This window comes from uncultured Halopseudomonas sp., assembly GCF_963977355.1.
GTDB lineage: Bacteria > Pseudomonadota > Gammaproteobacteria > Pseudomonadales > Pseudomonadaceae > Halopseudomonas.
Genome location: NZ_CAXBOV010000018.1, coordinates 25,509 through 51,360, shown reverse-complemented (window position 1 = coordinate 51,360; position 25,852 = coordinate 25,509). Strand labels below are relative to the sequence as shown.

Here is a 25,852-nt window from a genome sequence, read left to right as displayed (position 1 = left end):
AACAGCTGCTGCTAAGAGGTTTATTTATGGCTGACCGTTTGAATAACGACTTCCAGTTTATTGATGTGGGCCGTAACGACCCGCAGAAGCGCCCCTTGAAAATGCGCAAGACGCAGTTCGTCGAGATCAACGAACAATTCAAGCCCGAGCAAGCGGCTGACCAGTCGCATCGCTGTCTGGAGTGCGGTAATCCTTACTGCGAGTGGAAATGTCCGGTACACAACTACATTCCGAACTGGCTCAAGCTGATTTCAGAAGGCAATATTCTCGAAGCAGCCGAGCTGGCTCACCAGACCAATACACTGCCTGAAGTATGCGGTCGGGTCTGCCCACAGGATCGTCTCTGCGAGGGCGCCTGTACGCTGAATGATGGCTTTGGTGCGGTCACCATCGGCTCGGTAGAAAAGTACATCGCCGATACGGCCTTCGCGATGGGCTGGCGTCCAGACCTGTCTCACGTGGTGCCTACCGGCAAGCGTGTAGCTATCATCGGTGCGGGTCCTGCCGGTTTGGGTTGTGCCGACGTTCTGGTGCGCGCCGGTGTCAGCCCCGTCGTGTTTGACCGTAACCCGGAGATCGGTGGCCTGCTGACCTTCGGTATTCCGGAGTTCAAGCTGGAGAAGATGGTGATGTCCCGCCGCCGTGAGGTGTTCGAGGGCATGGGTATCGAGTTTCGTTTGAATACCGATGTCGGCAAGGACGTGACCATCGATCAAATGCTTGAAGAGTTCGACGCGGTCTTCATGGGCATGGGTACCTACACCTATATGAAAGGCGGCTTCCCGGGCGAAGATCTGTCGGGCGTATATGATGCGCTGGATTTCCTTATTGCCAACGTCAATCGCAACCTGGGTTTCGAGAAGTCGGAAGACGATTTCATCAATCTCAAGGGTAAGCGCGTTGTTGTTCTGGGCGGCGGTGATACTGCGATGGACTGTAACCGCACCTCGATCCGCCAGGGTGCGAAGTCGGTTCATTGTGCCTATCGCCGGGACGAAGAGAACATGCCCGGCTCGCGCAAGGAAGTGAAGAACGCCAAGGATGAGGGTGTAAAGTTCCTGTTCAACCGTCAACCTATCGCCATCGTTGGTGAGGATCACGTTGAAGGTGTAAAGGTGGTTGAAACCCGCTTGGGAGAGCCGGATGCTCGGGGACGTCGAAGCCCGGAACCAATTCCCGGGTCGGAAGAGATTCTTCATGCGGATGCGGTGATCATCGCTTTCGGTTTCCGCCCAAGCCCAGCTGACTGGTTCACTGACAAGAGCGTGGATACTGACAGCCAGGGTCGAGTTGTTGCAGCAGAGAAGGCCAAGTACCCCTTCCAGACCAGCAACCCGAAGATATTTGCTGGCGGCGATATGGTGCGCGGCTCGGATCTGGTGGTAACTGCCATCTGGGAAGGTCGTCAGGCTGCCGAGGGAATTCTCGAATACCTGGAGCTCTGATCATTCGGTTGTAAGAGAAGGGCGCCTGTTGGCGCCCTTTTTTTATATTGATGGCCTGTCCTCATCAAATCCATACACATTCTGCGGTAACGGGATGCGCTCCTGGCATCGCTGGCGCTGATCTTTGTCTCGATTTCCCGGTACAATGGCCGCTGATCCCGCAATTGGATGTGATTTCATGCCCCAACTGAAGAATGACCGTTTCCTGCGCGCCTTGATGCGCGAGCCTGTTGATGTGACTCCGGTATGGATGATGCGCCAGGCTGGGCGCTATCTTCCCGAGTACCGCGAAGCACGTAGTCGGGCGGGCAACTTCATGGGGCTTTGCATGAATCCGGAGCGCGCCTGTGAAGTCACCTTGCAGCCGCTTGAGCGCTACCCACTGGATGCGGCGATTCTGTTTTCTGACATCCTGACCATTCCCGATGCCATGGGGCTTGGGCTGTATTTTGAAACCGGCGAGGGCCCGCGATTCCGCAAACGTATCGATACACCGGCCGACGTTGAGGCATTGAAGGTGCCCGATCCTGAACAGGATCTCGGTTATGTGATGAATGCCGTGCGTACCATTCGCAGCGAGCTTAACGGTCGGGTTCCGCTCATCGGCTTTTCCGGTAGCCCCTGGACGCTGGCTACCTACATGGTTGAGGGCGGATCCTCAAAGGATTTTCGCAAGACCAAGGCCATGCTTTACGACCAGCCAGAGGCCATGCACCAACTCCTCGACAAGCTGGCCGAATCGGTTACCTCCTATCTGAATGGTCAGATCATGGCTGGCGCCCAGGCGGTACAGATTTTTGATACGTGGGGCGGCAACCTGTCGGCCGATGCCTACCAGAAGTTTTCCCTGGCCTACATGCGCAAGATCGTATCTGGTCTGATTCGTGAGCACGACGGTCGCCGTGTACCCGTGATTCTGTTTACCAAGAACGGCGGTCTGTGGCTCGAAAGCATAGCCGACAGCGGTGCTGATGCTCTAGGGCTGGATTGGACAATCGACATGGGGGCGGCACGCTCGCGCGTGGGTTCCAAGGTGGCGCTGCAGGGCAACATGGACCCGACGGTGCTGTACGCAAAGCCCGCGGCCATTCGCGAAGAGGTGGCGCGAATTCTAAAAAGCTATGGCAAGGGCAATGGCCATGTGTTCAACCTGGGCCATGGCATCACTCCCGAAGTCGATCCGGCCCATGCTGGTGCGTTTATCGAGGCAGTGCATGAATTGTCGGCGATCTATCATGATCCCTCTGCTATCGTAGTCTAAATATATTGAGTAATACGCAGGACTGACAGGGAGAAGGTTATGCGGCGGGTGATTTTCAATCAGAAAGGCGGTGTGGGTAAATCCAGTATCGCCTGCAACCTGGCTGCAGTAAGCGCGGCGGCAGGTTACAAGACACTGGTCGTGGATCTTGATCCTCAGGCCAATTCCAGCCATTACCTGCTCGGTGACGGTCTTGCCGATGTCGATCTGACTATTGCCGATTTCTTTGCGCAAACGCTGTCCAGCAGCCTGTTCAATAAGAAAGCAGAGCAGTTTGTCACCGAGACACCCTTTGAAAATCTCTGGTTGATGCCGGCGAGTCCCGAGTTGGCTGATCTTCAGCATAAACTCGAGTCGCGCTACAAGATTCAGAAGCTGCGCAAGCTGCTCAATGATCTCAAGGACAATTACGAGCGGATCTATATCGATACCGCCCCGAGTTTCAATTTCTACACTATCTCGGCGCTGATCGCCTCCGACCGCTGCCTTATTCCCTTCGATTGCGACAGCTTCTCAAGGCAGGCGCTGTACGGCCTGATGCGTGAGCTCGAAGATATCAAGGAAGAGCACAACGAGGATCTCGAGGTAGAGGGGATTGTGGTAAACCAGTTTCAGGCCCGGGCGTCATTGCCCCAGCAGATGCTCGATGAGCTTATTGCAGAGGGTCTACCAGTGCTGCCTGTGTATCTTTCCAGTTCGGTTAGAATGCGCGAGTCCCACCAAGTCAATACGCCGCTGATCTTTCTGGACGGCCGACACAAGCTGACTCAGCAGTTCATTGCTCTGCATGATCATATCGAGGCCGGCTAAGAGGGTCAGCGAGCGACAAGTACGTCGCAGGGTGGTTCTCTTAGCAGCGCCAGGGCAAGACTGCCCAGCAATGCCTCGCCCATGCTGCTACGGCTATGGCTACCAAGCGCAATGAAGCCGGGCTGATTTTGCTCTATTTCCTGTTCGAGCAAGGCCCGTAGCTCCCCGCTCTGCATCTTGAGGTCTGTCATGGGTCTGGGGGTGCCAATAAGATCAAGGGTCTCCAGTTCGTCTTCCAGCAAATAGGATAGCGTTTCCTGCCGCTCAATCATGAAGGCTTCTCGGGCAGCAGGTCCCGCCAGACGGGCTCCCAGTGGAGGATTACACATGTGCAGTGCGTGCAGCTTGCCCCCTTGCAGAAGCAGGGCGGCACAGCGCAAGGCCTCACTGGCGCAAGTTGAAAAATCCAGCGCCAACAACCCGCTGTCATAACAGCTACCCTCACTGGCAACCAGCAGAGCTGGCACCGAGGATAGTCGACTTACGCGCTCCAGCGTGGTGCCAACAAAAAGCTCGGGATTGCGTTGATGGTGCCGGCCTAACACCAGGAGCTGAGCGGCATACTCACTGGCTGCGCGCAGAATAGTCTCGGCTACGGGTCCCCTCTTGATGACAAGCTCCACATTCAACATGCCGTCAGGGCATCGTTCGAGCTGCTGCCCCAGCAGGTCCTTTGCCTCGGCGCAGGCCCTGTCCTGTGTGGCTAGTGGTAACTGATCGTCCACCGTATGCAGGGCGATAAGGGGAGCGTCCAGACGGCGAGCGAGCATGCATGCCCGGCTTACGGCCAGATCGGATTCGGGACTGAGGTCGCTGGCAACGATTATCGGTGACACGGCAAGCACTCCTTGGGCAGATGTATTCCAGTATGCCTACTGATGGAATGGGATTTGTTGATCGAAAGCAAGCTTTGCTCCACCTGCGGGATCTGATATTGACCTGTCACCTGCAGCATGGGCATGCTTGTCAGTACACCCCGTGACGGACACATATAATCATGAAGCTTGAAACACTTGCGGTACATGCCGGCTATTCTCCTGATCCAACCACCAAAGCAGTGGCAGTGCCGATCTACCAGACTACCTCCTATGCCTTCGACAACACCCAGCACGGTGCTGACCTGTTCGACCTCAAAGTGCCCGGGAATATCTATTCACGCATCATGAACCCGACCAATGATGTACTCGAGCAAAGGCTTTCGGCGATGGAGGGTGGCGTTGGTGGTCTGGCCGTGGCATCCGGTATGGCGGCGATCACCTACGCTATCCAGACCCTGGCCGAGGTGGGCGACAACATCGTTTCTGTCGCTAAGCTGTACGGCGGCACCTATAACCTGTTCGCGCATACTCTGCCTCGCCAGGGAATCGAAGTTCGCTTTGGCGATCACGCCGATATTGCCAGCCTGGAAAGCCTGATTGATTCCCGGACCAAGGCTGTCTTCTGCGAGTCCGTTGGTAATCCTTCGGGAAACATCATCGACATAACTGCGCTGGCCGAAGCAGCACATCGGCATGGTGTTCCGTTGATCGTTGACAACACAGTAGCCACGCCCGTGCTGTGCCGACCAATCGAACATGGCGCTGATATTGTGGTGCATTCGTTGACCAAATATATCGGCGGTCATGGCACTACGCTAGGCGGCATGGTTATCGACAGCGGCACCTTCCCCTGGGCAGATAATGCAGAACGTTTCCCGCTTTTGAACACGCCTGATCCTTCCTATCACGGCGTGGTTTATACCGAGGCCTTTGGTCCGGCGGCTTTTATCGGCCGCTGCCGTGTGGTGCCGCTGCGCAATATGGGTGCGGCACTTTCGCCGATGAATGCATTCCAGATCCTCATGGGGCTGGAAACGCTGTCTCTGCGCATGGAGAGGCACTGTGAAAATGCGATGAAGGTCGCGTACTACCTGCAGCAACACCCGCAGGTCAGCTGGGTTCAGTTTGCTGGTCTGCCGGATCACCCGGAACATCATTTGGCGCAGCGATACATGGGTGGCATTCCGGCCTCGATACTCTCATTCGGTATCAAGGGTGGCCAGGAATCAGGGGCGCGTTTTATTGATGCCCTGGATCTGATCGTGCGCCTGGTTAATATTGGCGATACCAAATCACTCGCTTGCCATCCGGCAACGACCACTCATCGTCAGTTGGATGATGAAGAGTTGGCCAAGGCTGGTGTGCCACGGGATATGGTGCGCCTGTCGATCGGGATCGAACATGTAGATGACATTCTTGCGGATCTGGAGCAGGCATTGAAGGCAGCCGGATAAGCTTCAGACTGCCAGCATTTAGGCTGGGAAGAGTGGCCAGATCAAGGGTATTACCAGAGTCGCCGTTCCCCACATGATCAGGTTCATCGGTATGCCAATGCGCATGAAGTCGGTGAACTTGTACCCGCCAGCACTGTAGACAAAGGTGTTGGTCTGGTAGCCGATCGGTGTCGCGAAGCTGGCGCTGGCAGCAAACATGACTGCGACAACAAAAGGACGCGGATCCGCGCCCAGTTGATAGGCAACGCCGATAGCAATCGGCGTTAGCAGTACGGCCACCGCATTGTTACTGACGATCTCGGTCAGGAAAGAGGTGAGCAGGTAGATGAAAGACAGCATGAACAATGGGCCCATATACGGCGCCAGTAGCATTACCTGATCTACCACGCCTTCCACCAGTCCCACCTTGCGCATCGCCACACTGATCGCCAGCATGCCGAAAATGATGGTCAGGATGCGCCAGTCAATGGCCTTGTAGGCGTCTTCGGTTTCCAGGCATCGAGTTGCCAGCACGATTGCCGTGGCGATCATCGCCAGACCCTCGATAGGCATCACCTTCAATGCGGCGAGCACCATGACGCCAAGTACGGCAGCGATGGCGATAGGCGCCTTGTCCCGGCGATAGGCACGTTCCTGCACGGTGTTCAGGCTGATCAAATCACCATTGTCGGCGAACTTGCGGATCTGCGAAGGCGTGCCTTCAACCAGCATCACATCACCGAATTGCAGCTGGAAATCATCCAGGTTGTCCTGGATGTTCTCGTTGTGCCGGTGAATCGCCAGTACGTGAATACCGTAACGCGCGGTCAGGTTCAGGTCACGCATGGGGCGGTGGCTGTATCGTGAGTTGCGACCCACTATGGCCTCGGCCAGGACCACATCGCGGGTGGAGATGGTTTCGAAATTGGCCGGTTGCTCGTGGTTGAAGGCCAGCAGACCGGTCTGCCGCAGCTCGATGAAATCGCGCATGTTGGCATGCAGCACCAGCCGATCGCCAGCGTTCAATACCGTGGTATTGACCGGTGTGGAAAGCTCTTCATCGCCGCGAAAGATTTTCAGCACCTGAATGCCGCTATCACCGTTGAGCTTGGCCGCGCTGATGCTCTGATTGGCCACCGGCGAGTCATGGGGTACCAGCAGCTCGGTCATGAACGGGCGGCTCTGGTCTGGCCGCAACTGCTTCGACAGGCTCTCCCGGTCAGGCAGCAGGCGGTGGCCAACGAGCATGATGAACGCCAGGCCGATGGCCGCCATGATCAACCCCGGCAGGAAGATCTCGAACATGCCGAAGGGCTCCATGCCTTGCTCTCGGGCGACGCCGTCCACCAATATATTGGTGGAGGTACCAATCATGGTCATGGTCCCGCCAAGAATGGTCGCGTAAGACAGCGGGATCAGCATTTTCGATGCCTTGCTGCCCACCTGGGCCGCCAGCGTGACGGCCACAGGCGTGAGAATGGCTACTACCGGTGTGTTGTTGATAAAGGTCGACAGCACCATGGCCGTCAGCATCAGGCTGAATAGAGTGCGCAGCGGGCTGCCGCCGCCCATGCGCGACAGCCACTTACCCAGGGCTTCCACGCAGCCGGTTCGCTCAAGCGCAGCCGACAGAACGAACATGCAGGCGATCGTGATCGGCGCACTATTGGAAAGAATTCCGAGTACGTCGGCAGGGCTCAGCAGGCTACTGATCAGGAGCACAGCCACGGCAATACCGACCACAACATCCGGGCTGAATTTTTCCCGGGCAAAGGCGTAGAACACCCAGCACAGCAGTACAGCGACGCCAATCATTGGCAGGGAATCCCAGCTCATCAGCCCGAACCTTGTTATATAGATAATGCTCCGCGGATCGGAGCTATTCAGGCCGCCACAGTAAAAGGGATCACTAATATTGTCCAAGCACGAAAACTGATTTTTATATGCTTTTCAGGAATAAGTAAGATAGGTGCTCCGATGAGTGCCCTGATGCTGAGTATCGTCTCGAACAGAGGACAGGCGCTGACATTAGCGGCACATCTGTGCCTCTTGGCGTCTTATGGCTTTGTATCAAGCAATGAAATTGGCCGGCATACAGCTTGACCCGCACAGCTGCTCGGCATAGTGTTCAAACGATCGTATGAATTCTGACGGCTGACACGTATCAGCCGCTGCCCTTGGAGAGAGAACCATGCCTGATTACAAAGCCCCGTTGCGCGACATGCGCTTCGTTATGGACGAGATCCACAATTTTGGTGGCGGTTACGAGCGCTTCAATCTGACCGACGCAACGCCGGACTTGATTTCCGCCGTGATGGAAGAAGCGGCGAAATTCGCCGGTGAAGTACTGGCGCCGCTGAACCGTACCGGTGACGAAGAAGGCTGCCATATTGATGATGGCGTGGTGACCACACCCGCCGGCTTCAAGGAGGCCTACCACCAATTCGTCGAGGGCGGTTGGCCGTCAATGACCGCACCCGAAGAGTTTGGTGGCCAGGGCCTGCCTGCTTCCCTGAGCTTTGTGGTTGCCGAGATGACCGGCGCGGCCAACTATGCCTGGAGCATGTATCCAGGTCTGAGCCAGGGCTGCGCGGCAGCGATTCGTGCCCATGGCAGCCAGGACCAGAAAGAGCTGTACCTGACCAAGCTGTTTTCTGGACAGTGGACTGGTTCCATGTGTCTGACCGAGCCCCAGTGCGGCACCGACCTTGGCCTGACCAAGACCCGCGCCGTGCCCCAGGCGGACGGAAGCTACCAGATCACCGGCACCAAGATCTTCATTTCCTGCGGTGAGCATGACTTTGCCGAGAACATCGTGCACCTGGTTCTGGCCAAGCTCCCCGACGCGCCGGAAGGCACCAAGGGCATTTCCCTATTCATCGTGCCCAAGTTCCTGCCTGACTCCAGCGGCGAAGTGGGCGAGCGCAACGGCGTCAAGTGTGGCTCGATTGAACACAAGATGGGTATCAAAGCCTCCGCTACCTGCGTGATGAACTTCGACGGAGCCAAGGGCTTTCTGATCGGCGAGGTCAACAAGGGTCTGAACTGTATGTTCACCATGATGAACCACGCGCGCCTGGGTACCGGCATGCAGGGCTTGTGTCACGGTGAGGCTTCCTACCAGAACGCTCTGGCGTATGCCAAGGATCGCCTGCAAATGCGCGCTCTTTCTGGTCCAGCCGAGCCGGACAAGCCCGCCGATCCGATCATCGTGCATCCGGATGTGCGCCGCATGCTGCTGACCATGAAAGCCTTCAATGAAGGAAACCGCGCGCTGGCCTATTACACTGCGCAGCTGCTGGACAAGGCTCACTATGCGCCCGATGCTGCCGAGCGCGAGAATGCTGAAGAGCAACTGGCCTTCTTGACCCCGATCTGCAAGGCGTTCATGACCGAAACTGGTCTGGAAGCGACCAACCACGGTGTACAGATTTTCGGCGGCCATGGTTACGTCCGCGAATGGGGCCAGGAGCAGCAACTGCGCGATTGCCGAATCGGTCTTATTTATGAGGGTACCAACGGCATTCAGGCTCTCGATCTGTTGGGTCGCAAGGTCCTGATGACCCAAGGCAAGATGCTGCGCGCTTTCACCAAGGAAGTTCACCTGTTCTGCAAGGAAAACGAAGGCAACGCCCAGTTTGGTGACTACATCAAGAAGGTCAGTGCTCTGAACGCCCAGTGGGGCGAGATGACACAGAAAATTGCGATGAAAGCCATGCAGAACCGTGAGGAGATCGGTTCCGCCGCAATGGACTACCTGATGTTCTCGGGTTACGTCACCCTGGCGTTCTTCTGGGTGAAGATGGCAATGGCTGCACAGAGCAAGCTCGATGCAGGCACCACCGAAGAGGACTACTACAAAGCCAAGCTGGCTACTCAGGAGTTCTATTTCAAGCGTCTGTTGCCACGCGCCCAGGCTCACGTCGAGGCCCTTGAGTCAGGTGCTGACAACCTGATGCAAATGACTGCCGATCAGTTCTGATCAACCGGTAGGTTAAAGCTGCAAGCAAAACCCCGACTGGTTCGGGGTTTTGTTTTTTTGGCCCCTGTAACCAGTTGTGACTGAAGTTTACAAATTGGTCATTTAAAGACGCTATCGATCTATTTGTTGTCGAGGTACACTTGTTCGCCTGTTCCGGATGGTCCGGGCGACCCTACTGCAAGAGGATTATTCCATGGCCGACTACAAAGCCCCCCTGCGCGATATCCGCTTCGTACTCAACGAGGTTTTCGAAGCCGACAAGCTGTGGCAGAGCCTGCCCGGCCTGAACGGCGCAATCGATGCCGAAACCGCTGAAGCCATGCTCGAGGAAGCCGGCAAGATCACCTCGCAGACCATTGCCCCGCTAAACCGTAGCGGCGATGAAGAAGGCGCCCAATGGAACGACGGCGTAGTGACGACCCCGGCTGGCTTCAAGCAGGCCTACACCACCTACGCGGAAGGCGGCTGGGTGGGTCTGGGCGGCAACCCTGAATTTGGTGGTCTGGGTATGCCCAAGACGCTGGGCGTGCAAGTAGAGGAAATGGTCTACGGCGCCAATAACAGCTTTGCGCTTTACCCGGCACTGACAGCAGGTTGCTGCCTCGCGCTCGACGCCCACGGTAGCGAAGAACTCAAGCACGCCTATCTGCCCAACCTGTACGGCGGTTCCTGGGCCGGCACCATGTGCCTCACAGAACCTCACTGCGGCACCGATCTGGGTATCATCCGGACCAAGGCGGTTCCCCAGGCCAATGGCACCTATGCGGTTACCGGCACCAAAATCTTCATCACTGGTGGCGAACATGACCTGACAGAAAACATTATTCATCTGGTTCTGGCCAAGCTCCCCGATGCACCCGCTGGTCCCAAGGGTATTTCGCTTTTTCTGGTGCCCAAGATCCTGGTCAAGGAAGATGGCAGTCTGGGCGAACGTAATACTGTCAGTTGCGGCTCGATCGAACACAAGATGGGCATCAAAGCCTCTGCAACGTGCGTGATGAATTTCGACGGCGCCGAAGGCTACCTCATCGGTGAAGTGAACAAAGGTCTCAACGCCATGTTCACCATGATGAATTATGAGCGTCTGTCCATCGGTATTCAGGGCATCGGTTGCGGTGAGGCTTCTTACCAGACCGCCGTTGCCTACGCCCGCGAGCGTACGCAAAGCCGCTCGCCAACCGGTGCGATCGCGCCGGAACAGACCGCTGACCCGATCATCGTGCATCCCGATGTGCGCCGCATGTTGCTGACCATGAAGGCCATGAACGAGGGTAGCCGCGCATTTTCTACCTATGTGGGCTCTCAACTGGACATCAGCAAGTTTGCCGATGACCCGCAAATCAAGAAGAAGGGTGAAGACCTGGTTGCATTGTTGACGCCGGTCGCAAAGGCATTCTTCACCGATATCGGTCTCGAAAGCTGCGTTCACGGCCAGCAGGTACTCGGTGGTCACGGCTATGTTCGCGAGTGGGGCCAGGAGCAACTGGTGCGTGATGCGCGTATCGGCCAGATTTATGAGGGTACCAACGGCATTCAGGCACTGGATCTGATGGGCCGCAAGACCGTGGCAAATAACGGCGCATTTTTCAGCGTGTTTGCCCAGGAGGTTCGGGAATTCGTCGAAGCGAATCAGAGCCAGGATCTGGCCGAGTTCGTGCAGCCTGTGAAGAAAGCGTTGACCAATCTGGAGGAGCTCACCGCGCTGGTGATCGACCGTAGCAAGACCAATCCCAATGAAATTGGTGCAGCATCGGTCGAGTATCTGCATGTGTTCGGTTATACCGTTTACGGCTACATGTGGGCGCGTATGGCCAAGGCGGCCCTGGCTAAACTGGATCAGGATAGTGATGGCTTCTATGCCGCCAAGCTGGGTACCGGGCGTTTCTTCATCAAGCGACTGTTGCCGCGTATTCATTCCTTGAGTGAAGCTGTGCGCGCAGGTAGCGACCCGCTGTTCGAGCTGGATGCGGCCCAGTTTTGAGTTCAAGCGCCCTGTAGGTAATTGCTTACATTGCGTGGTGGCAATCAGCTATGTGCAGTCCCTGTGCTCGTGCGTACCATTGGTTTTGCTAGGAGCAACGCAGGGACGCACCAAGACTGACATGGAGTAGGGACAGTGCCTGGAGGCACCCAGATCTAGGAATGATCAGGAACAATGTTCTGCAAACCCCGCCTCGGCGGGGTTTTTCTTTGCCCGAGATTTGACCTTTGCCAGATGGTTATTCGAAGCGACACTCCAGCGTACCCAACTGGTTCAACTCAAGACGGATCTGATCGCCTTTCGCAATCGGCTGCATTGGACCCAATGAGCCGGAGAGTATGACGTCACCGGGCTGGATCGGTGTGCCGCGCTCTGCCAGTTCGCGGACCAGCCACATGCACGCAGCAAGTGGGCTGCCCATGCATTGGCGAGCATCCCCTTCGACGGCTTTTTCATCATTGCAAAACAACTGCATTGTCATGTTTGGAAAGTCCAGATCATGAACATCCCTTGCGTCATCGCCCAGCACATAAAAACCCGATGACAGGTTGTCCGCGACAGCATCGAACAGACTGCGCGGCCAGCCGGCGAACGCCGAGTCGCAGATCTCTAGAGCCGGTAGCACCTTGCTGATGCTGTTCTTGAGTGTTTCCTCGTCCACGTCAGGATCATCAATTCCGGCGCTGAACACGAACGCGACTTCGCCTTCAACTCTGGGCGCGATCAGCTTGTCCGTTGGTATGTCGGCCCCGGCCGCAAAGCCCCAGCCTTCCACCAGTTTGCCGAACAGAGGGTTGTTCAGCGCCATCTGAGCCTGTGCTTTTGGGTCCGTTAGCCCCAGTTTGTAGCCCACCACCTTATGACCCGCCGCGTTGAACTTTTTGATCAGTTCGTCCTGAACCTCATAGGCCTGTTCCAACATGTGAATCTCATAGGTCCCGGCGACCGGCTCACAGGGCTCGGTATTGTGGCGCGCTTGGTATAGCTGCTTAGCTGCACCCTTGGGGTCGAAAAAAGCTTCCTCATTCATTCAGGCTGCCTCGCTCGGGCTTATCACCCACAACAGTAGTTCGGTACATTTCTCGGCGTTGGCCAAAGTAGTCCGACACCGGCTGGTGCCAAACGCAGCGGTTATCCCAGATGGCCAGTGTGCCCGGTGTCCAGCGCATGCGACAGGTAAACGCCGGTGCGCTGGCAACCGAGAACAGGTAATCCAGCAGGGGGCGCGCTTCTTCGACCTTCATGCCCTCGATGCCCAGAGTATAGGCTGGGTTGGCAAACAGCACATTGCGGCCGGTTTCCGGATGGCGGGTAATCAGTGGATGACTGCGTACATCGTGGTCGACATTTTCCCCGTAGAGAATCTGCATGCTTTCCAGGCCAGCGTTATGTTTCGCATTGGGTCCATAGCCGTACTCCGGTGAGTTGATACCGTTGAGACCCAGCAATATCTTGCGCATAGCCGGCGATAGCCACTCGCAGGCCAGATACATATTATTGAACAGCGTGTCTCCTCCTACTGCAGGCACGTCGTGACCGTACAACAGTGTGAAAGCCGGGGGGCGTTCCTGGAACGACCAATCCGAGTGCCAGGCACCACCGAACACGAATGGCGTGCCCTCGCTGGCCTCCTTGACCACATGCACTACATGGGGATGATTGGCCATGGGTTTCACGTAGGGCTCTACGCCGAACTCGCCAAAGCGCTGTGATACCGCTTCGAGCTGAGCAACACTCAACGACTGATCGCGAATGAACAGAACCTGATGATCAAGCAATGCCTGGCGCAGATCAGCCTGGCCCTGCTCGGACAGGTTGTTCAGGTCGATATCGCGTATGTCGGCACCTAGCCCGCCACAGACCGGCTCGGTGCGGAAATGAGAGCTGGTGCGCGCCTGATTATTGCTTGCCGAGGTGTAGAAAAATTCGGGCATGACGGTTACCTCTTGTTATAGGTTGATACCCAGTGAGCATGCCCCAGGTTCTATACTCCCTCTATGACCAGTTGCGCCATTTTATGATAGTTACTGCCATACGGCTGGCACAGACAACGCCAGATACCTGAGCCGGGCCATTGATCAATGCGCTGGCGCATTCTGGCTCTGGAGAGTTCCAACGTGCTTGAAGTAACCAACCTGAAAAAATCCTATCCAGGTCCAACAGGACAACTTCCGGTACTCGACGGGGTCAGCCTGCATCTTGATGCAGGCAAGAGTGTCGCGTTGATGGGCGAGTCAGGTAGTGGCAAGAGTACCTTGTTGCACCTGGTCGCCGGTCTGGATCAGGCCGATAGTGGGACTATTCATGTTGCCGGAAGATCGCTTGCAGGGTTGGATGAGACTGCTCGGGCCGCTTTTCGCCGCGATCAGATAGCAGTCATTTTTCAGCAATTCAATCTGATTCCCTCCCTGCGCGTAGTCGACAATCTGGCCTTCCAGGCACGGTTGGCTGGCAGGGTCGATGATCAATGGCTCGACTGGCTTGCACACAAACTGGGCCTGGCTGGACTGCTGCAACGCTATCCCGAACAGCTCTCCGGTGGACAGCAACAGCGGGTTGCGGTTGGCCGCGCTCTAGCGGTGCGACCGCCGCTGGTGCTCGCCGATGAACCCACGGGCAATCTGGATGAGGGCAGTGCCGACGAGGTCATGGCCTTGCTTCTGGAACTGGTGCGTGAGGCGGGCTCAAGTCTGTTGATGGTCACCCACAGTGCCCGCCTGGCTGCGCAGCTGGACCGCCATGTGATGCTCAAGGCAGGTCAGGTGCATGGGAGTCAATCTTGACCCGCCACTGGGTTTGGGTATTGCACACCCTTCTCAGTCATTGGCGTCGGCATCCGCTACAGGCTGGCTGCCTGCTGGTTGGGTTGTGGTTGGCCACGGCGCTGTGGACGGGTGTCCAGGCGCTCAACAGCCAGGCCCGTGAAAGCTACGACCGAGCCGCAGAGTTGTTCGCTGGCGGCGCGCAGACTGTACTGGTGGACCCGGCTGGCCAGCTCTTCACGCAACAGAACTTCATTGCCCTGCGCCGCGCAGGCTGGCCGGTTTCGCCGATGTTGAACGGCTCGGTGGCATTGGCTGGCGCTGCTGATGGACGTCGGCTACAGCTGACCGGAATAGAGCCGCTCACGCTGCCCAGCGAAGGAACTATTGCCAGTCAGACCGGCGATCAGAATCTGCTGCAGAGCTTCATGTTGGCGCCGGGTCTGACCTGGATCGCGAGCGATACTCTCGCGGAATTTGGTCTTGCCGCCGGGGATACGCCAGCCCTGGTTGATGGAAAAAAGCTCCCGCCGCTGCATGTTGTCGATAACCTGCCACCGGGCCTGTTACTGGTAGATATTGGTCAGGCTCAGAGGTTGCTTGGACAGCCTGAAAGGCTCACCCAGTTGGTGGTTGATGCGAGCTTCGCAGCCGCGCTGCCGCAACTGCCAGAAAATATACCGTTGAGCTGGGAAGTTCGCGGCGAGGATGAGCTGGTGCGGCTGACTGACAGCTTTCATCTCAACCTTACCGCCCTGGGTCTGCTGGCCTTCGTGGTTGGGCTTTTTATTGTGCATGCAGCGGCCAATCTGGCTATGGAGCAGCGCCGGGGGCTGCTGCAGACACTACGCGCCTGTGGCGTAGGCCTGAAAACGCTTCTTGCCGTTCTCCTTTTGGAGCTTTTTGTACTGGCGCTACTGGGTGGCAGTCTCGGGGTCCTGAGCGGCTTTGCACTGGCGGCGTTGCTGGTCGGTGACCTGGCAGCCAGCCTGCGCGGGCTCTATGGCGCCCAGGTGGCAGGTCAGTTGTCGCTGGACGCACTCTGGTGGCTTACCGGTATGGGTATGAGCCTGCTTGGGACCTTGATTGCCGGCGGCGGCAGTGTACTGGCTGCAATGCGCCTGCCGGTGCTGGCCTGGGCCAGGCCACAGGCCTGGCGGGAGGCCCAGGGCCGCATGATCAAGCGTCAGTCTGTGCTTGGTGTGGTGCTTGTGTTGATGGCCTTTGTGCTGATTGTCTGGGGCAATTCACTGCTTGCTGGTTTCGCTCTGCTGGCTTGTCTGTTGCTGGGCGCAGCCTGGTTGTTGCCGTTGTGCCTGCAGGCCATATTGCGAATCGCGCAAATGCGCCGTGGCGGCCCGGTGCGACAATGGTTCTGGGCTGACAGTCAACAGCAGCTATCCGGTTTGAGCGTAGCCTTGATGGCGCTGCTGCTGGCGCTGGCTGCCAATATTGGCGTCGGCAGCATGACTGAAGGTTTTCGTCAGACCTTTACCGGCTGGCTGGATCAGCGTCTGGCAGCAGATATCTATGTGCGTCCGCATGATCCGCAACAGGCAGCCGCCATCGACAGGTCCCTCAGGCAGAACCCTCAAGTGCTTGCCCAGCTACCCAGTTGGCAGCTGGATACGCGTGTGGGCGGCTGGCCCACCCAGCTCAGCGGCGTCGTTGATCATCCGCTCTACGCAGATACCTGGCCGATGCTGGAAAGCGTCCCTGATCCCTGGCCGCAGCTTGCCGCAGGAACGGGCACCATGGTCAGTGAGCAGTTGGCCTATCGGCTGGATCTTGCGGTGGGCGATTCTGTGACGCTGGATACCCCAGCCGGGGTCTGGCAATTGAGCGTGCTGGGTCGTTACGCCGACTATGGTAATCCCCGGGGGCAAATGCTGGTATCGGCCGCCGGATTGCAGCAGCGCTGGCCCGATCTGCCGCTGACCAGTGTCGGCGTGCTTACCGAACCCGACGCCGCGCCAAAAATAGCCTCTGACTTGCGCAGGGATTTCGACCTGGGGGACAGCCGGGTTATCGATCAGGCGGCACTGAAGGCGTATTCACAACAGATATTTGAACAGACGTTCGCCGCCACAGCCGCGCTTAACACCCTGACCCTGGGCGTTGCGGCGGTCGCGTTGTTTGCCAGCTTGCTGGGCCTGGCAGACAGCCGGCTGAGTCAGCTCGCACCGCTTTGGGCAATGGGCTTACGGCCCGGTCAGTTGGCATTGTTGAGTCTCGCACAAATGCTTGTCCTGGCTGCGCTTACCTGTGCACTGGCGATTCCCCTGGGGCTGGCGTTGGCCTGGTGCCTGGTCGAGGTGGTCAATGTGCAGGCGTTCGGCTGGCGCTTGCCGTGGCACTGGTTCCCGAAGCAATGGTTGCTGTTGGTGTTGCTGGCCCTGGCAGCGGTATTGCTGGCGAGCGTCGTCCCGGCCTGGAGCATCATGCGCACTGGGCCCACGCGTTTGCTCAGGAGTTTTAGCCATGGTGCATAAGTGGATATGTGTACTGGCTCTGATCGTTCTGGCCGCCTGTGACAACACCCAACCAACTGCGACTGCCGGTTTTGCCGGACTGGGTAGCGAAGCAGAGGGTTTCAGTGCGGTTACCTTTGGGGAGACGCCTGATTTTCCGGCCGACTTTGCCGCGCACCCGGACTATCGGATCGAGTGGTGGTACGTGACGGCCAATCTCACTGATGAACAGGGCAAGGATTGGGGCGTGCAGTGGACTCTTTTCCGCCAGGCGATGGCTCCGCAGACTGAGGAGCAGGCGCAGGATGGCTGGCAGAGCGCACAGGTCTGGCTTGGTCATGCGGCACTGACCCACGCCGGGGGGCACCAGCACGCAGACCGCCTGGCCCGAGGTGGTATTGGTCAGGCCGGCGTGCGGGCCAAGCCTTTCCGGGCCTGGATCGATGACTGGTCGTTGGAAGGCGATGCTGACCTGCAGCTAAGCCCCTTGCAGGTCAGCGCGGGCGCCGAAGACTTCAATTACCAACTGAATCTGCAAGCGGAGGGCCCACTGGTGTTGCATGGCGAGCGGGGCTTCAGCCGCAAGTCGGACCGAGGGCAAGCGTCATGGTATTACAGCCAACCGTTCTATCGCGTCGATGGCGAGGTCGAGTGGCAAGGTGAGCGGCATCGGGTCAGCGGCCGCGCCTGGCTTGATCGGGAATGGAGCAGCCAACCCCTGGCGGAAGATCAACAGGGGTGGGATTGGTTCTCCCTGCATCTGCACGATGGCATCAAGCTGATGCTGTTCCGCCTGCGCAGCGAGGATGGCAGTCACTTCTACTCGGGCACCTGGATTACCCCGGACGGAATCAGTGAGCCATTGGAAAGTGACGGCATCACTATGAGTCCTTTGGCACAGACCAAGGTTGCTGGGCGCTCTCTTCCAACCCGTTGGCGATTGCAGGTGGCGGGCAAGGATCTGGATATCGAGGTGCAAGCCCTGAACGAACAGGCATGGATGGGCACTGGAATCCCTTACTGGGAGGGTCCTATCAATGTCACTGGTAGCCACACTGGTGTGGGCTATCTTGAGATGACAGGGTATTGAAAGCAAACAAACATCAGGAGAAGAATTAATGGCCAACAGTGCGAAGAACGTTCTGGGTACCGCCCTGGAGCCATGCTGCAATCAGATCCGTGCCGGTTTCTACCGGGACGGTTTCTGCCATACCGGTGACGCCGATCTCGGTCGTCACGTGGTCTGCGCCGTAGTGACCGAATCCTTTCTGCAATACAGTTTGGAGCGCGGTAACGATCTGATCACGCCCCGACCCGAGTGGGACTTCCCCGGGCTCAAACCTGGTGATCGATGGTGTCTTTGCGCCAGTCGCTGGAAAGAAGCCTACGAGGCTGGCGTGGCACCACCGGTGCTACTCGATGCCTGTCACGAAAAGGCAACCGAAATCATCAGTCTCGAGGTGTTGCAGGCGTATGAGTGAGGCTCTGGAGATACGCGGCCCCCGGGTCGAGGAAGATCGATTGATTGACGTCTATCGAGCTCAGCGTGATGTTCCCTCGCCCTGGGTGGCGATAAGCGATCAGGTGATGGGCGGCGTGTCCAATGCGCGAGTCCGGCAATGCGAGCGCAGTGATTCGGAAGCTACCTGTCTGACCGGGCGCACGAGTCTGGATAACAATGGTGGTTTTGTGCAGATGAAACTGGATATCGGACCGGCCCACTCCCTGGCCAACTTCCACGGACTGTTTATCGAGCTGTGCGGTCCGGCCCACGAATACAATCTGCATATCAAGACCAGCGAACTGAGCAGGCCCTGGCAATCCTACCGCCATACCTTGCAAGTGGAGCCCCATTGGGTCCGCTTCAATATTCCCTATGCTCTGCTCAGCCCACATCGCACAGACATCGAACTGAACGTCTCGCAGATCAAGAGCATCGCGGTTGTAGCCATTGGCGAAGAGTTCGAGGTAGATGTATGCGTGCGACGGGCGGGCTTCTATCTCGGCTGAAGATAGGGCCTGGGGATGCTGCTCTGCTTCTCGTCAGAGCAGGTCGGAATCTTCGCAAATCAGCTTGGCGCGGATGATCTCGGTGGAATAGTCACCACCGATACGCAATTCCACTTTTTCGCCGGGCCTGATTGTGGCCTCAGGGAAAAAGGTCCAGGAGTCCTCTGCCGGCTCTGGCGCCAAGGTACAGTGCACCGTGCTGCTGTGGTTGTTGGTCAGTTGCAGGCGCTTGAAGTTCTCCGGCGTTGCAGCACTGGCCTCTGCCGAGTCCAGCACCCAGGTCCGGATGTCCAGACCGTTGAGCTCTTCATCGAGCATAACGTCGGGCGCGGCAAGAGCGACTGCGGGCAGGCATCCGATAACGGCGCATAGGTGGGAAAGTTTCATTGTGCGACTCCTTCCAGTAAGAATCCAAGGGCTTCGGTAGAGTCTCTGCCGGGCGTCAGGTTCCAGGCTTTTGGCCTGGTATGCGTGGAGACCCTGCTGGTCATGTAGCAAAAGTTTTCTTGACGCACGCTGCGCCGACCCTTAGATTCGAGCCATGACCAGACCAAACGTGTTCGCCAGCCAGATGATTATGACCGCCATTCCACCCTTGGCGGGCTGACTCACGTCGCTCTGAAAAACCCGCCCTCGAGGCGGGTTTTTTGTTTCTGCCTCTGGGGCCTGCAATCTGACAGGAGTTTGTATGTCCCTCGCACTAGCGCAGCCAACTGCCCCCGGTCCAGGAGCCGTCCTCCATTCGGATGTGTCCTTTCGAGCGCTGCACAGCAGTTATGTTGCCCGTATTCTTCGTGCCCCGGTCTATGACATTGCCGTCGAAACACCGCTGCAGTCTGCTCCCCGACTATCGGCGGCCCTGAGCAATCAGGTGCTGCTCAAGCGTGAAGATCTGCAGCCGGTTCATTCCTTCAAGATTCGTGGTGCCTATGCGCGGGTTGCCGCCCTGGATGAGCGGGCACGCAATAGCGGTGTTATCACCGCCTCAGCGGGCAATCATGCCCAGGGCCTGGCGCTGGCAGCGCAGACACTGGGTATCGAAGCGCTCATTGTCATGCCCTTGAATACCCCTGCGATAAAGCTCCAGGGCGTGCGCTCAAGGGGTGCCGAGGTATTGCTTTACGGTGACACCTTTGCCGAGTCCCTGGCCTACGCTATTGGTCTTGCCCAAACGCGCGGGTACACGTTTGTCCCGCCCTATGATGATGCCGATGTGATTGCCGGACAGGGCACGATTGGCCTGGAGCTGCTGCGCCAGCACCAGGGGCCGCTGGATGCCATTTTTGTTCCGGTGGGCGGTGGAGGATTGATCGCAGGTATAGCTGCCTATGTGAAGTATCTGCGCCCGGAGGTACGAATCATCGGCGTCGAGCCGGCCGGCTCCAATTGTCTGCAGTCTGCCCTGGCGGCCGGTGAGCGCGTAATACTGTCGCAGGTTGATGCCTTTGCCGATGGCGTAGCCGTTGCCCAGGTGGGCGCGCTTAACTTCGAACTGTGCCGGCATCTGGTTGACGAGGTGATTACAGTGACAACCGATCAGATATGCGCTGCAGTGCGTGACATCTACGAGGATACCCGGTCGATTGCAGAGCCCGCCGGTGCGCTGGCCGCTGCAGGGATTCGTTCTTATGTAGCCCGTGAAGGCTGCAGCGACCAGGTGCTGGTAGGCATCAACTCCGGGGCCAATATTGATTTTGCCAATCTTGGTTTTGTTGTTGAGCGTGCTGGGCATGGTGATTCAAAGTGATCAAATGAAGCCGATGCCCAACTGAAAGAGTTTCTCTACCGCGCGCACGGCCCGCTTGTCTGCGACGAAGATCAGGACATGATCGCCATCAGTGATGACAGTGTCATGGTAGGCCATGATCACCTCCTCACCCCGGACCACCGCGCCTACGCTGGCTCCAGCCGGTAAAGCCAGCTCGTTGATCCTGCGTCCGACTACGCGTGAACTGCCAATGTCCCCATGAGCTATCGCCTCCAACGCTTCCGCCGCGCCGCGTCTCAGTGAATGCACCGCAACCACGTCGCCGCGGCGCACGTGACTGAGCAGGGCGCTGATTGTGGATTGCTGCGGCGACAGGGCTATATCTATCAGTCCACCCTGAACCAGATCTACGTAGGCGGGGTTGTTTATAAGGGTGATCACCGTGCGGGCGCCGAGCTTCTTGGCCAGCATCGAAGCCATGACGTTGGCTTCTTCATCATTGGTCAAGGCAATGAACACATCGGTGGCCTCTATGTTTTCCTCGATCAGCAGTTCCCTGTCAGAAGCATTGCCGTGAAGAATGGTGCTGTTCTGCAGTTGCTGAGACAGCTGCTCACAACGCTCCCGGTCCTGTTCAATGATCTTCACCTGATAATGGCTTTCGATGCTGCTCGCCAGGCGGGCACCGATATTGCCGCCGCCGGCGATGATAATGCGTTTGTATGGTCTGTCCAGCCGTCTTAGCTCGGCCATCACCTGGCGGATATCATGACGGGCGGCGATGAAGAACACCTCGTCCTCAGCTTCGATGACGGTATCGCCATCCGGAATAATCGGCTGTTCCCTGCGGAAAATAGCGGCGACGCGGATGCTGACGCCGGGTAAGTGCTCACGCAGCGCCCTGATACGCTGACCCACCAGGGCTCCCCCATAACGTGCCTTGACCGCCACCAGCTGCACCCGCCCATCAGCGAAGTCGAGAACCTGCAGCGCGCCCGGATACTGCAGCAACCTTTTTATCCCTCGGGTAATCAGTGATTCGGGGCTGATCAGCACATCGATCGGTATAGCCTCGCGGTTGAACAGTGCCTGCTCGCGGGTGAGGTAATCGGGCTCGCGCACGCGTGCGATTCGCGTGGGTACATTGAAAAGGCTGTAGCCCACCTGGCAGGCAATCATGTTGATCTCGTCGCTGTTGGTTACAGCGACCAGCATGTCAGCATCGTCTGCGCCAGCCTGGGCAAGTATGCGCGGATGGGAGCCAGAGCCCTTGAGTGTGCGCAGATCGAGGCGGTCCTGAAGCTCACGCAATCTTTGGCTGTTGGTGTCGACGATGGTGATATCGTTGTCTTCGCTGGCCAGGTGTTCGGCCAGGGTGCCGCCTACCTGACCAGCTCCGAGAATGATGATACGCATGAACTACTCCTGATGAGTTGTTGCTTGCGTTCATTGTTCGCCGTGCCGGTGTAAACAAACCATGCCAGGCTTGCCACAGGCTCGTAAAAATTGCGTATACGTCAGTCGGGCTGGCCGATAAAACGGTAACCTACACCGGCTTCAGTCTCGATATAGCGTGGTGCTGTCGGGTCATCACCGAGCTTATTGCGCAAGCGTCCAATAAAAATGCGCAGGTAGTGTGTGTCGTGGGTGTGATGGGCTCCCCAGATGTCCTTCAGGAGCTGTTGCTGGGTAATGATGCGGCCTGGATGGGCAATAAGGCTGCGCAGTAGCTCGAATTCCTTCTTCGATAAATGCAGGTCTTCTCCATCCAGGGTGACTCGCCTGTCGAGCAGATCGACGCGCAGGTAACCGTCGTCGTATCCGGTCGGCGGAACGCTTACCTCACCGAAGGTGCGCAGGACAGAACGAATGCGCGCCAGCAATTCGTTGGCGCCAAAGGGTTTTTCCACATAGTCATTGGCACCGTTGTCCAGGGCGAGCACCTTGTCTTTTTCCCCGTTGCGCACCGACAGCACTATTACCGGACCCTTGTAGAATTCACGCAGTTGCTTTAGCAGCAGTTGGCCGTCCATATCAGGCAATCCCAGGTCCATGATGACCAGGTCAGGCTGGTGGAGGGCGGCCTGCTGGAGCCCCTGTCTGGCATCTTCGGCTTCCAAGAGCTGATAGCCCTGGGATCCCAGACAGATGGTCAGGAAGCGACGGATCTGCGGCTCGTCATCAATGATCAGAACGTGCGTCACAGGTCGTCCTCCTGTGTTTTTGCTGGGGCTGAAAGGGGTAGGCTGATTCTCACCCGTGCGCCATCACTCGGCGCGCTGTCTTCAACCGACGTACGGCCACCGTGGGCGGCGATGATGCTTCGGCAAATGGCGAGCCCCAGCCCTGTGCCGGCGGCGTACTGATCGCCATGACTGAAGGTATGGAACATATCGAATACCTGCTCGCGTTTGTCAGCCGCAATGCCGGGTCCACTATCGCTAACGTCGAGGTGCAGCCAGCTATCCTCTTGCAGCGCCTGGAGCCGGATATGCCCATTGGCGGGTGAGAAGCGGATGGCGTTTTCCAGAACGTTAAAGAGCGCTTGCTCGATCAGCGCGGGATGAACGTGCAACAGTGGCAAGTCAGGTGGCATGTCGATCTTGAGCTCGATATCCTTGAGCAGTGGTCGGCTACGACGAATGACCACACTTATCAGGTCGTCCAGGCCTATCCAGTCACGGTCCAGCGTCAGCTCGCCGTGCCCCAGACGCGTCATGTCCAACAGCTTCTGGATATACCGATCCAGTCGCCTCGCCTCGCTGAGGGTGTTGTCCAACAGCTCTGCCTGCTGTCCTGCGTCCAGAGAGTCCGAGAGATCGATCAGGCTGGATACCGAGCCGATCATGGTCGACAGCGGCGTACGCAGATCGTGGGAAACCGAAGAAAGCAGGGCCGAGCGTAACTGCTCGCGCTCCTTGCCCAGGGTTTCCTGTTTCAGTGACTCGCCAAGTTCGATTCTGCCCCACGCCAGGCTGGCCAGGCTGACCAAAACATCCAGACGTTCACGGTGCCAGACGCTTGTCGGTTCGGTAGCAGACACCCTGATTGCATTGGCTACCTCTCCCTTGGCGCCGTGGAACAGAACATTCACGCCGCCTGGATCCTCATGCCAACTGACCGTTCGAGGGGCCGCGGTAAGTAGTGTGGCATCCGGTTCGACGCTGCGTGCATACCAGTCGAGCGTCTCTTCCAGCTGGGCCGCAAACGAATTGATCAAGGTAACCCGGTCAACACATACAGAGAGCGCCCTGGCGCAGGCCATTTGCTCTTTATTCCAGCGTTCACTGGCTCGCAGCGCAGCAACCTGTTCGCTCAGGCGACCGGCCATTTGCCCGGTTATCAAGGCCACCATCGCCAGCAGCGCAGCGGTAAGTGCATCTTCCTGATGCAGCATGCGCAGTGAGTACCGCGGTTCGGTCAGAAAGAAGTTGTAAGCAGCAAAACTCAGCAGAGCACATGCCAATGCGGGCCAAACGCGGGTGCTGATCGCTGTCACCAGTACCGCCGCTAGATAAATCAGTGCCAGGTTGGCGGCGGGCATGACGCTGGCCAGCAGCAATGCCAGCCCAGTGGCAATCAAGGGCGCGAGCCAGGGAAGCGTGAAGCAAAGCAGATCCTTGCGGGTCAGTTTTTGCAGTGTCATTGAATGCATCAGCCCCGCCAGAACATGGGAGAAAACAGCACCATCACGGTCATCAGTTCCAGACGACCCAGTAGCATCGCCAAGGATAGCAGCCATTTGGCCGCATCCGGCAGAGATGCAAAATTCCCTGCCGGACCAATAATGTTGCCCAGGCCGGGGCCGACGTTAGTGAGGGCTGTGGCTGTGGCGGTCAGGCTGGTTACCAAGTCGAGCCCCATCACCGCCAGTACCAGAGTAAAGCCGGCCAGGCACAGGAAGAACAGAAAGGAGAACGCGATGGCTGAGAGAATGATGTCGTCTGCCACAGGCTTGCCCGCGTATTGGGTGACGAATACTCCGTTGGGATGCACCAGCTTGCGTACCTGGCTTCGCAAAAACAGATAGCTCAGCTGAAACCTGAAGATTTTCATACCCCCGCTGGTCGATCCTGAGCATCCGCCTATGAACATCACTACAAAGAACAGCGCTACGCTGAAAGGGCCCCAAAGCGTGTAATCGGCGGAAGCATAGCCGGTAGTAGTAATGACTGACACCAGATTGAAAATAGACTGGGTCAGGGCCTCGAAGGGCGAATATGAGCCCTGAAAGATCAGGTAGAACGTCAGCAGGGCGGTGACTGCGGCAACGATTGCCAACAGCCCGATCACCTGCTGGTTGTTCAGTGTGGCCAACCGGGGGCGACGCGCGAAGCCGATTATCATGGTGAAAGGTACTGCCCCCAAGAGCATGAAGGCCGTAGCGATCCATAGCACGCCACTACCAAAGCGGCCCATGGAGCGATCATCGGTAGCAAAGCCGCCAGTGGAAACGGTGGTCATTGCATGGTTTACAGCATCGAACAGGCTCATTCCCGCAAGCCAGTAGCTCAGGGTGCAGGCAGCGGTGATAGTCAGATAGGTGATCAGCAGAGCCCTGGCCAAGGTCTGAATGCGTGGCATGGATTTGTCTGACCAGTCGGAAGACTCGGTATGAAATAGCCGCATGCCTCCCACGCGCAAGAACGGCAGGATCGACACCGCCATACCGATCACTCCGAGGCCGCCCAGCCATTGGAGAATCGAGCGCCACAACAGGAGGCTGGAGGGTAACTTTTCCAGGCCCGAAAATACCGTCGATCCTGTGGTAGTGATGCCGGAGACCGCCTCAAACCAGGCGTCGGTAAAGGCGACGTCGTAATGGCTGAGAAATAGCGGCAACGCACCGCCCAGTGACATCATCAGCCAGCTTGCGCTGGTCAGGAGGTAAAGCTGGCGTGATACCAGATTGAATTTCCCGCTACGGCAGAACACGACCATAGCGACGCCCAGCGTTGCCATTATTGCTGCGCTGTACAGGAATACGGATAGCTCTGGGTCTGCCCATGCCCATGCTGCCGCGCTGACGCAGAGCATCAGCAAGGTCATGATAAGGCTCAGGATGCCGCAGACGTAAATGATCGGCCGTACGAACTTGAACATGATTCTGACTCCATGACGATGGTGCCAGACTAGGACGTTCGGCCATAAACAAACGAGCCGCAAAGGGC

General features: G+C 57.6%; 20 protein-coding genes and 1 pseudogene. 12 read left to right on the top strand and 9 right to left on the bottom strand.

The window, feature by feature from the left end:
* The first annotated feature begins 26 nt into the window (after positions 1 to 26).
* The 3 genes from AAC076_RS11465 to AAC076_RS11455 all read left to right on the top strand — a co-directional run bounded on the left by AAC076_RS11465 (position 27) and on the right by AAC076_RS11455 (position 3,516).
* Positions 27 to 1,445 carry an FAD-dependent oxidoreductase gene (locus AAC076_RS11465; protein ID WP_339845712.1) on the top strand — a complete coding sequence of 473 codons (1,419 nt, stop codon included), beginning with the start codon at positions 27 to 29 and terminating at the stop codon, positions 1,443 to 1,445.
* Between the two features lie 178 nt (positions 1,446 to 1,623).
* Positions 1,624 to 2,706 carry a uroporphyrinogen decarboxylase gene (gene hemE, locus AAC076_RS11460; protein WP_339845710.1) on the top strand — a complete coding sequence of 361 codons (1,083 nt, stop codon included), beginning with the start codon at positions 1,624 to 1,626 and terminating at the stop codon, positions 2,704 to 2,706.
* A 39-nt stretch (positions 2,707 to 2,745) separates the two neighbouring features.
* Positions 2,746 to 3,516, top strand: coding sequence for a ParA family protein (locus AAC076_RS11455; protein ID WP_339845709.1), 771 nt, complete (start codon positions 2,746 to 2,748; stop codon positions 3,514 to 3,516).
* Between the two features lie 5 nt (positions 3,517 to 3,521).
* On the opposite strand, the gene AAC076_RS11450 is transcribed toward AAC076_RS11455, so the two are convergent.
* The gene (locus AAC076_RS11450; protein ID WP_339845707.1) at positions 3,522 to 4,352 is read right to left on the bottom strand and encodes a universal stress protein; all 831 of its coding nucleotides are present in this window, start codon (positions 4,350 to 4,352) and stop codon (positions 3,522 to 3,524) included.
* Positions 4,353 to 4,513: 161 nt separating this feature from the next.
* On the opposite strand from AAC076_RS11450, the gene AAC076_RS11445 reads away from it, so the two are divergent.
* Positions 4,514 to 5,788 carry a bifunctional O-acetylhomoserine aminocarboxypropyltransferase/cysteine synthase gene (locus AAC076_RS11445; RefSeq protein ID WP_339845705.1) on the top strand — a complete coding sequence of 425 codons (1,275 nt, stop codon included), beginning with the start codon at positions 4,514 to 4,516 and terminating at the stop codon, positions 5,786 to 5,788.
* 18 nt (positions 5,789 to 5,806) lie between these two features.
* Here the strand turns inward: AAC076_RS11445 and AAC076_RS11440 are convergent, their stop codons facing one another.
* The gene (locus AAC076_RS11440; RefSeq protein WP_339845702.1) at positions 5,807 to 7,603 is read right to left on the bottom strand and encodes an SLC13 family permease; all 1,797 of its coding nucleotides are present in this window, start codon (positions 7,601 to 7,603) and stop codon (positions 5,807 to 5,809) included.
* A 355-nt stretch (positions 7,604 to 7,958) separates the two neighbouring features.
* On the opposite strand from AAC076_RS11440, the gene AAC076_RS11435 reads away from it, so the two are divergent.
* Entirely contained in the window at positions 7,959 to 9,749 is a 1,791-nt protein-coding gene (locus tag AAC076_RS11435; protein ID WP_339845700.1) for an acyl-CoA dehydrogenase C-terminal domain-containing protein, read from the top strand.
* Positions 9,750 to 9,942: 193 nt separating this feature from the next.
* Positions 9,943 to 11,730 carry an acyl-CoA dehydrogenase C-terminal domain-containing protein gene (locus tag AAC076_RS11430; protein WP_339845699.1) on the top strand — a complete coding sequence of 596 codons (1,788 nt, stop codon included), beginning with the start codon at positions 9,943 to 9,945 and terminating at the stop codon, positions 11,728 to 11,730.
* A gap of 238 nt (positions 11,731 to 11,968) precedes the next feature.
* On the opposite strand, the gene AAC076_RS11425 is transcribed toward AAC076_RS11430, so the two are convergent.
* Both AAC076_RS11425 and AAC076_RS11420 read right to left on the bottom strand, forming a co-directional pair.
* Positions 11,969 to 12,760: a fumarylacetoacetate hydrolase family protein gene (locus AAC076_RS11425; protein WP_339845696.1), complete on the bottom strand. Its 792-nt coding sequence runs from the start codon at positions 12,758 to 12,760 to the stop codon at positions 11,969 to 11,971.
* Complete coding sequence (locus AAC076_RS11420) at positions 12,753 to 13,664, bottom strand: TauD/TfdA family dioxygenase (protein ID WP_339845694.1); 912 nt, start codon at positions 13,662 to 13,664, stop codon at positions 12,753 to 12,755. Before AAC076_RS11420 ends, AAC076_RS11425 begins: the two co-directional genes overlap by 8 nt.
* A gap of 183 nt (positions 13,665 to 13,847) precedes the next feature.
* Here AAC076_RS11420 and AAC076_RS11415 point away from each other — a divergent pair, with 183 nt between their 5' ends.
* From AAC076_RS11415 to AAC076_RS11395, 5 genes are read left to right on the top strand one after another with little or no spacing between them, the layout of a single operon-like run.
* Positions 13,848 to 14,513, top strand: coding sequence for an ABC transporter ATP-binding protein (locus tag AAC076_RS11415; RefSeq protein WP_339845780.1), 666 nt, complete (start codon positions 13,848 to 13,850; stop codon positions 14,511 to 14,513).
* A complete protein-coding gene (locus tag AAC076_RS11410; RefSeq protein WP_339845691.1) occupies positions 14,510 to 16,984 on the top strand; it encodes an FtsX-like permease family protein in 2,475 nt (824 codons plus the stop codon). The genes AAC076_RS11415 and AAC076_RS11410 overlap by 4 nt, the downstream gene beginning before the upstream one ends.
* Complete coding sequence (locus AAC076_RS11405; RefSeq protein WP_339845689.1) at positions 16,974 to 18,053, top strand: lipocalin-like domain-containing protein; 1,080 nt, start codon at positions 16,974 to 16,976, stop codon at positions 18,051 to 18,053. The genes AAC076_RS11410 and AAC076_RS11405 overlap by 11 nt, the downstream gene beginning before the upstream one ends.
* A gap of 28 nt (positions 18,054 to 18,081) precedes the next feature.
* Entirely contained in the window at positions 18,082 to 18,444 is a 363-nt protein-coding gene (locus AAC076_RS11400; RefSeq protein WP_339845687.1) for a DUF2237 domain-containing protein, read from the top strand.
* Positions 18,437 to 18,973 carry a CIA30 family protein gene (locus tag AAC076_RS11395; protein ID WP_339845684.1) on the top strand — a complete coding sequence of 179 codons (537 nt, stop codon included), beginning with the start codon at positions 18,437 to 18,439 and terminating at the stop codon, positions 18,971 to 18,973. Before AAC076_RS11400 ends, AAC076_RS11395 begins: the two co-directional genes overlap by 8 nt.
* A 33-nt stretch (positions 18,974 to 19,006) precedes the next feature.
* Here AAC076_RS11395 and AAC076_RS11390 read toward each other — a convergent pair whose 3' ends face one another.
* Complete coding sequence (locus tag AAC076_RS11390) at positions 19,007 to 19,360, bottom strand: hypothetical protein (protein WP_339845681.1); 354 nt, start codon at positions 19,358 to 19,360, stop codon at positions 19,007 to 19,009.
* A 301-nt stretch (positions 19,361 to 19,661) separates the two neighbouring features.
* Here AAC076_RS11390 and ilvA point away from each other — a divergent pair.
* Positions 19,662 to 20,717 (top strand): annotated as a pseudogene (gene ilvA / locus AAC076_RS11385) (threonine ammonia-lyase, biosynthetic); the annotation flags it as partial.
* Between the two features lie 3 nt (positions 20,718 to 20,720).
* Here ilvA and trkA read toward each other — a convergent pair.
* From trkA to AAC076_RS11365, 4 genes are all read right to left on the bottom strand, one after another.
* A complete protein-coding gene (gene trkA / locus AAC076_RS11380) occupies positions 20,721 to 22,097 on the bottom strand; it encodes a Trk system potassium transporter TrkA (RefSeq protein WP_339845680.1) in 1,377 nt (458 codons plus the stop codon).
* A 101-nt stretch (positions 22,098 to 22,198) separates the two neighbouring features.
* The gene (locus AAC076_RS11375) at positions 22,199 to 22,885 is read right to left on the bottom strand and encodes a response regulator (protein WP_339845679.1); all 687 of its coding nucleotides are present in this window, start codon (positions 22,883 to 22,885) and stop codon (positions 22,199 to 22,201) included.
* On the bottom strand, positions 22,882 to 24,336 hold the full coding sequence (locus tag AAC076_RS11370; protein ID WP_339845677.1) for an ATP-binding protein: 1,455 nt from the start codon (positions 24,334 to 24,336) through the stop codon (positions 22,882 to 22,884). Before AAC076_RS11370 ends, AAC076_RS11375 begins: the two co-directional genes overlap by 4 nt.
* Positions 24,336 to 25,784: a TrkH family potassium uptake protein gene (locus AAC076_RS11365; protein WP_339845676.1), complete on the bottom strand. Its 1,449-nt coding sequence runs from the start codon at positions 25,782 to 25,784 to the stop codon at positions 24,336 to 24,338. Before AAC076_RS11365 ends, AAC076_RS11370 begins: the two co-directional genes overlap by 1 nt.
* Positions 25,785 to 25,852 lie beyond the last annotated feature (68 nt).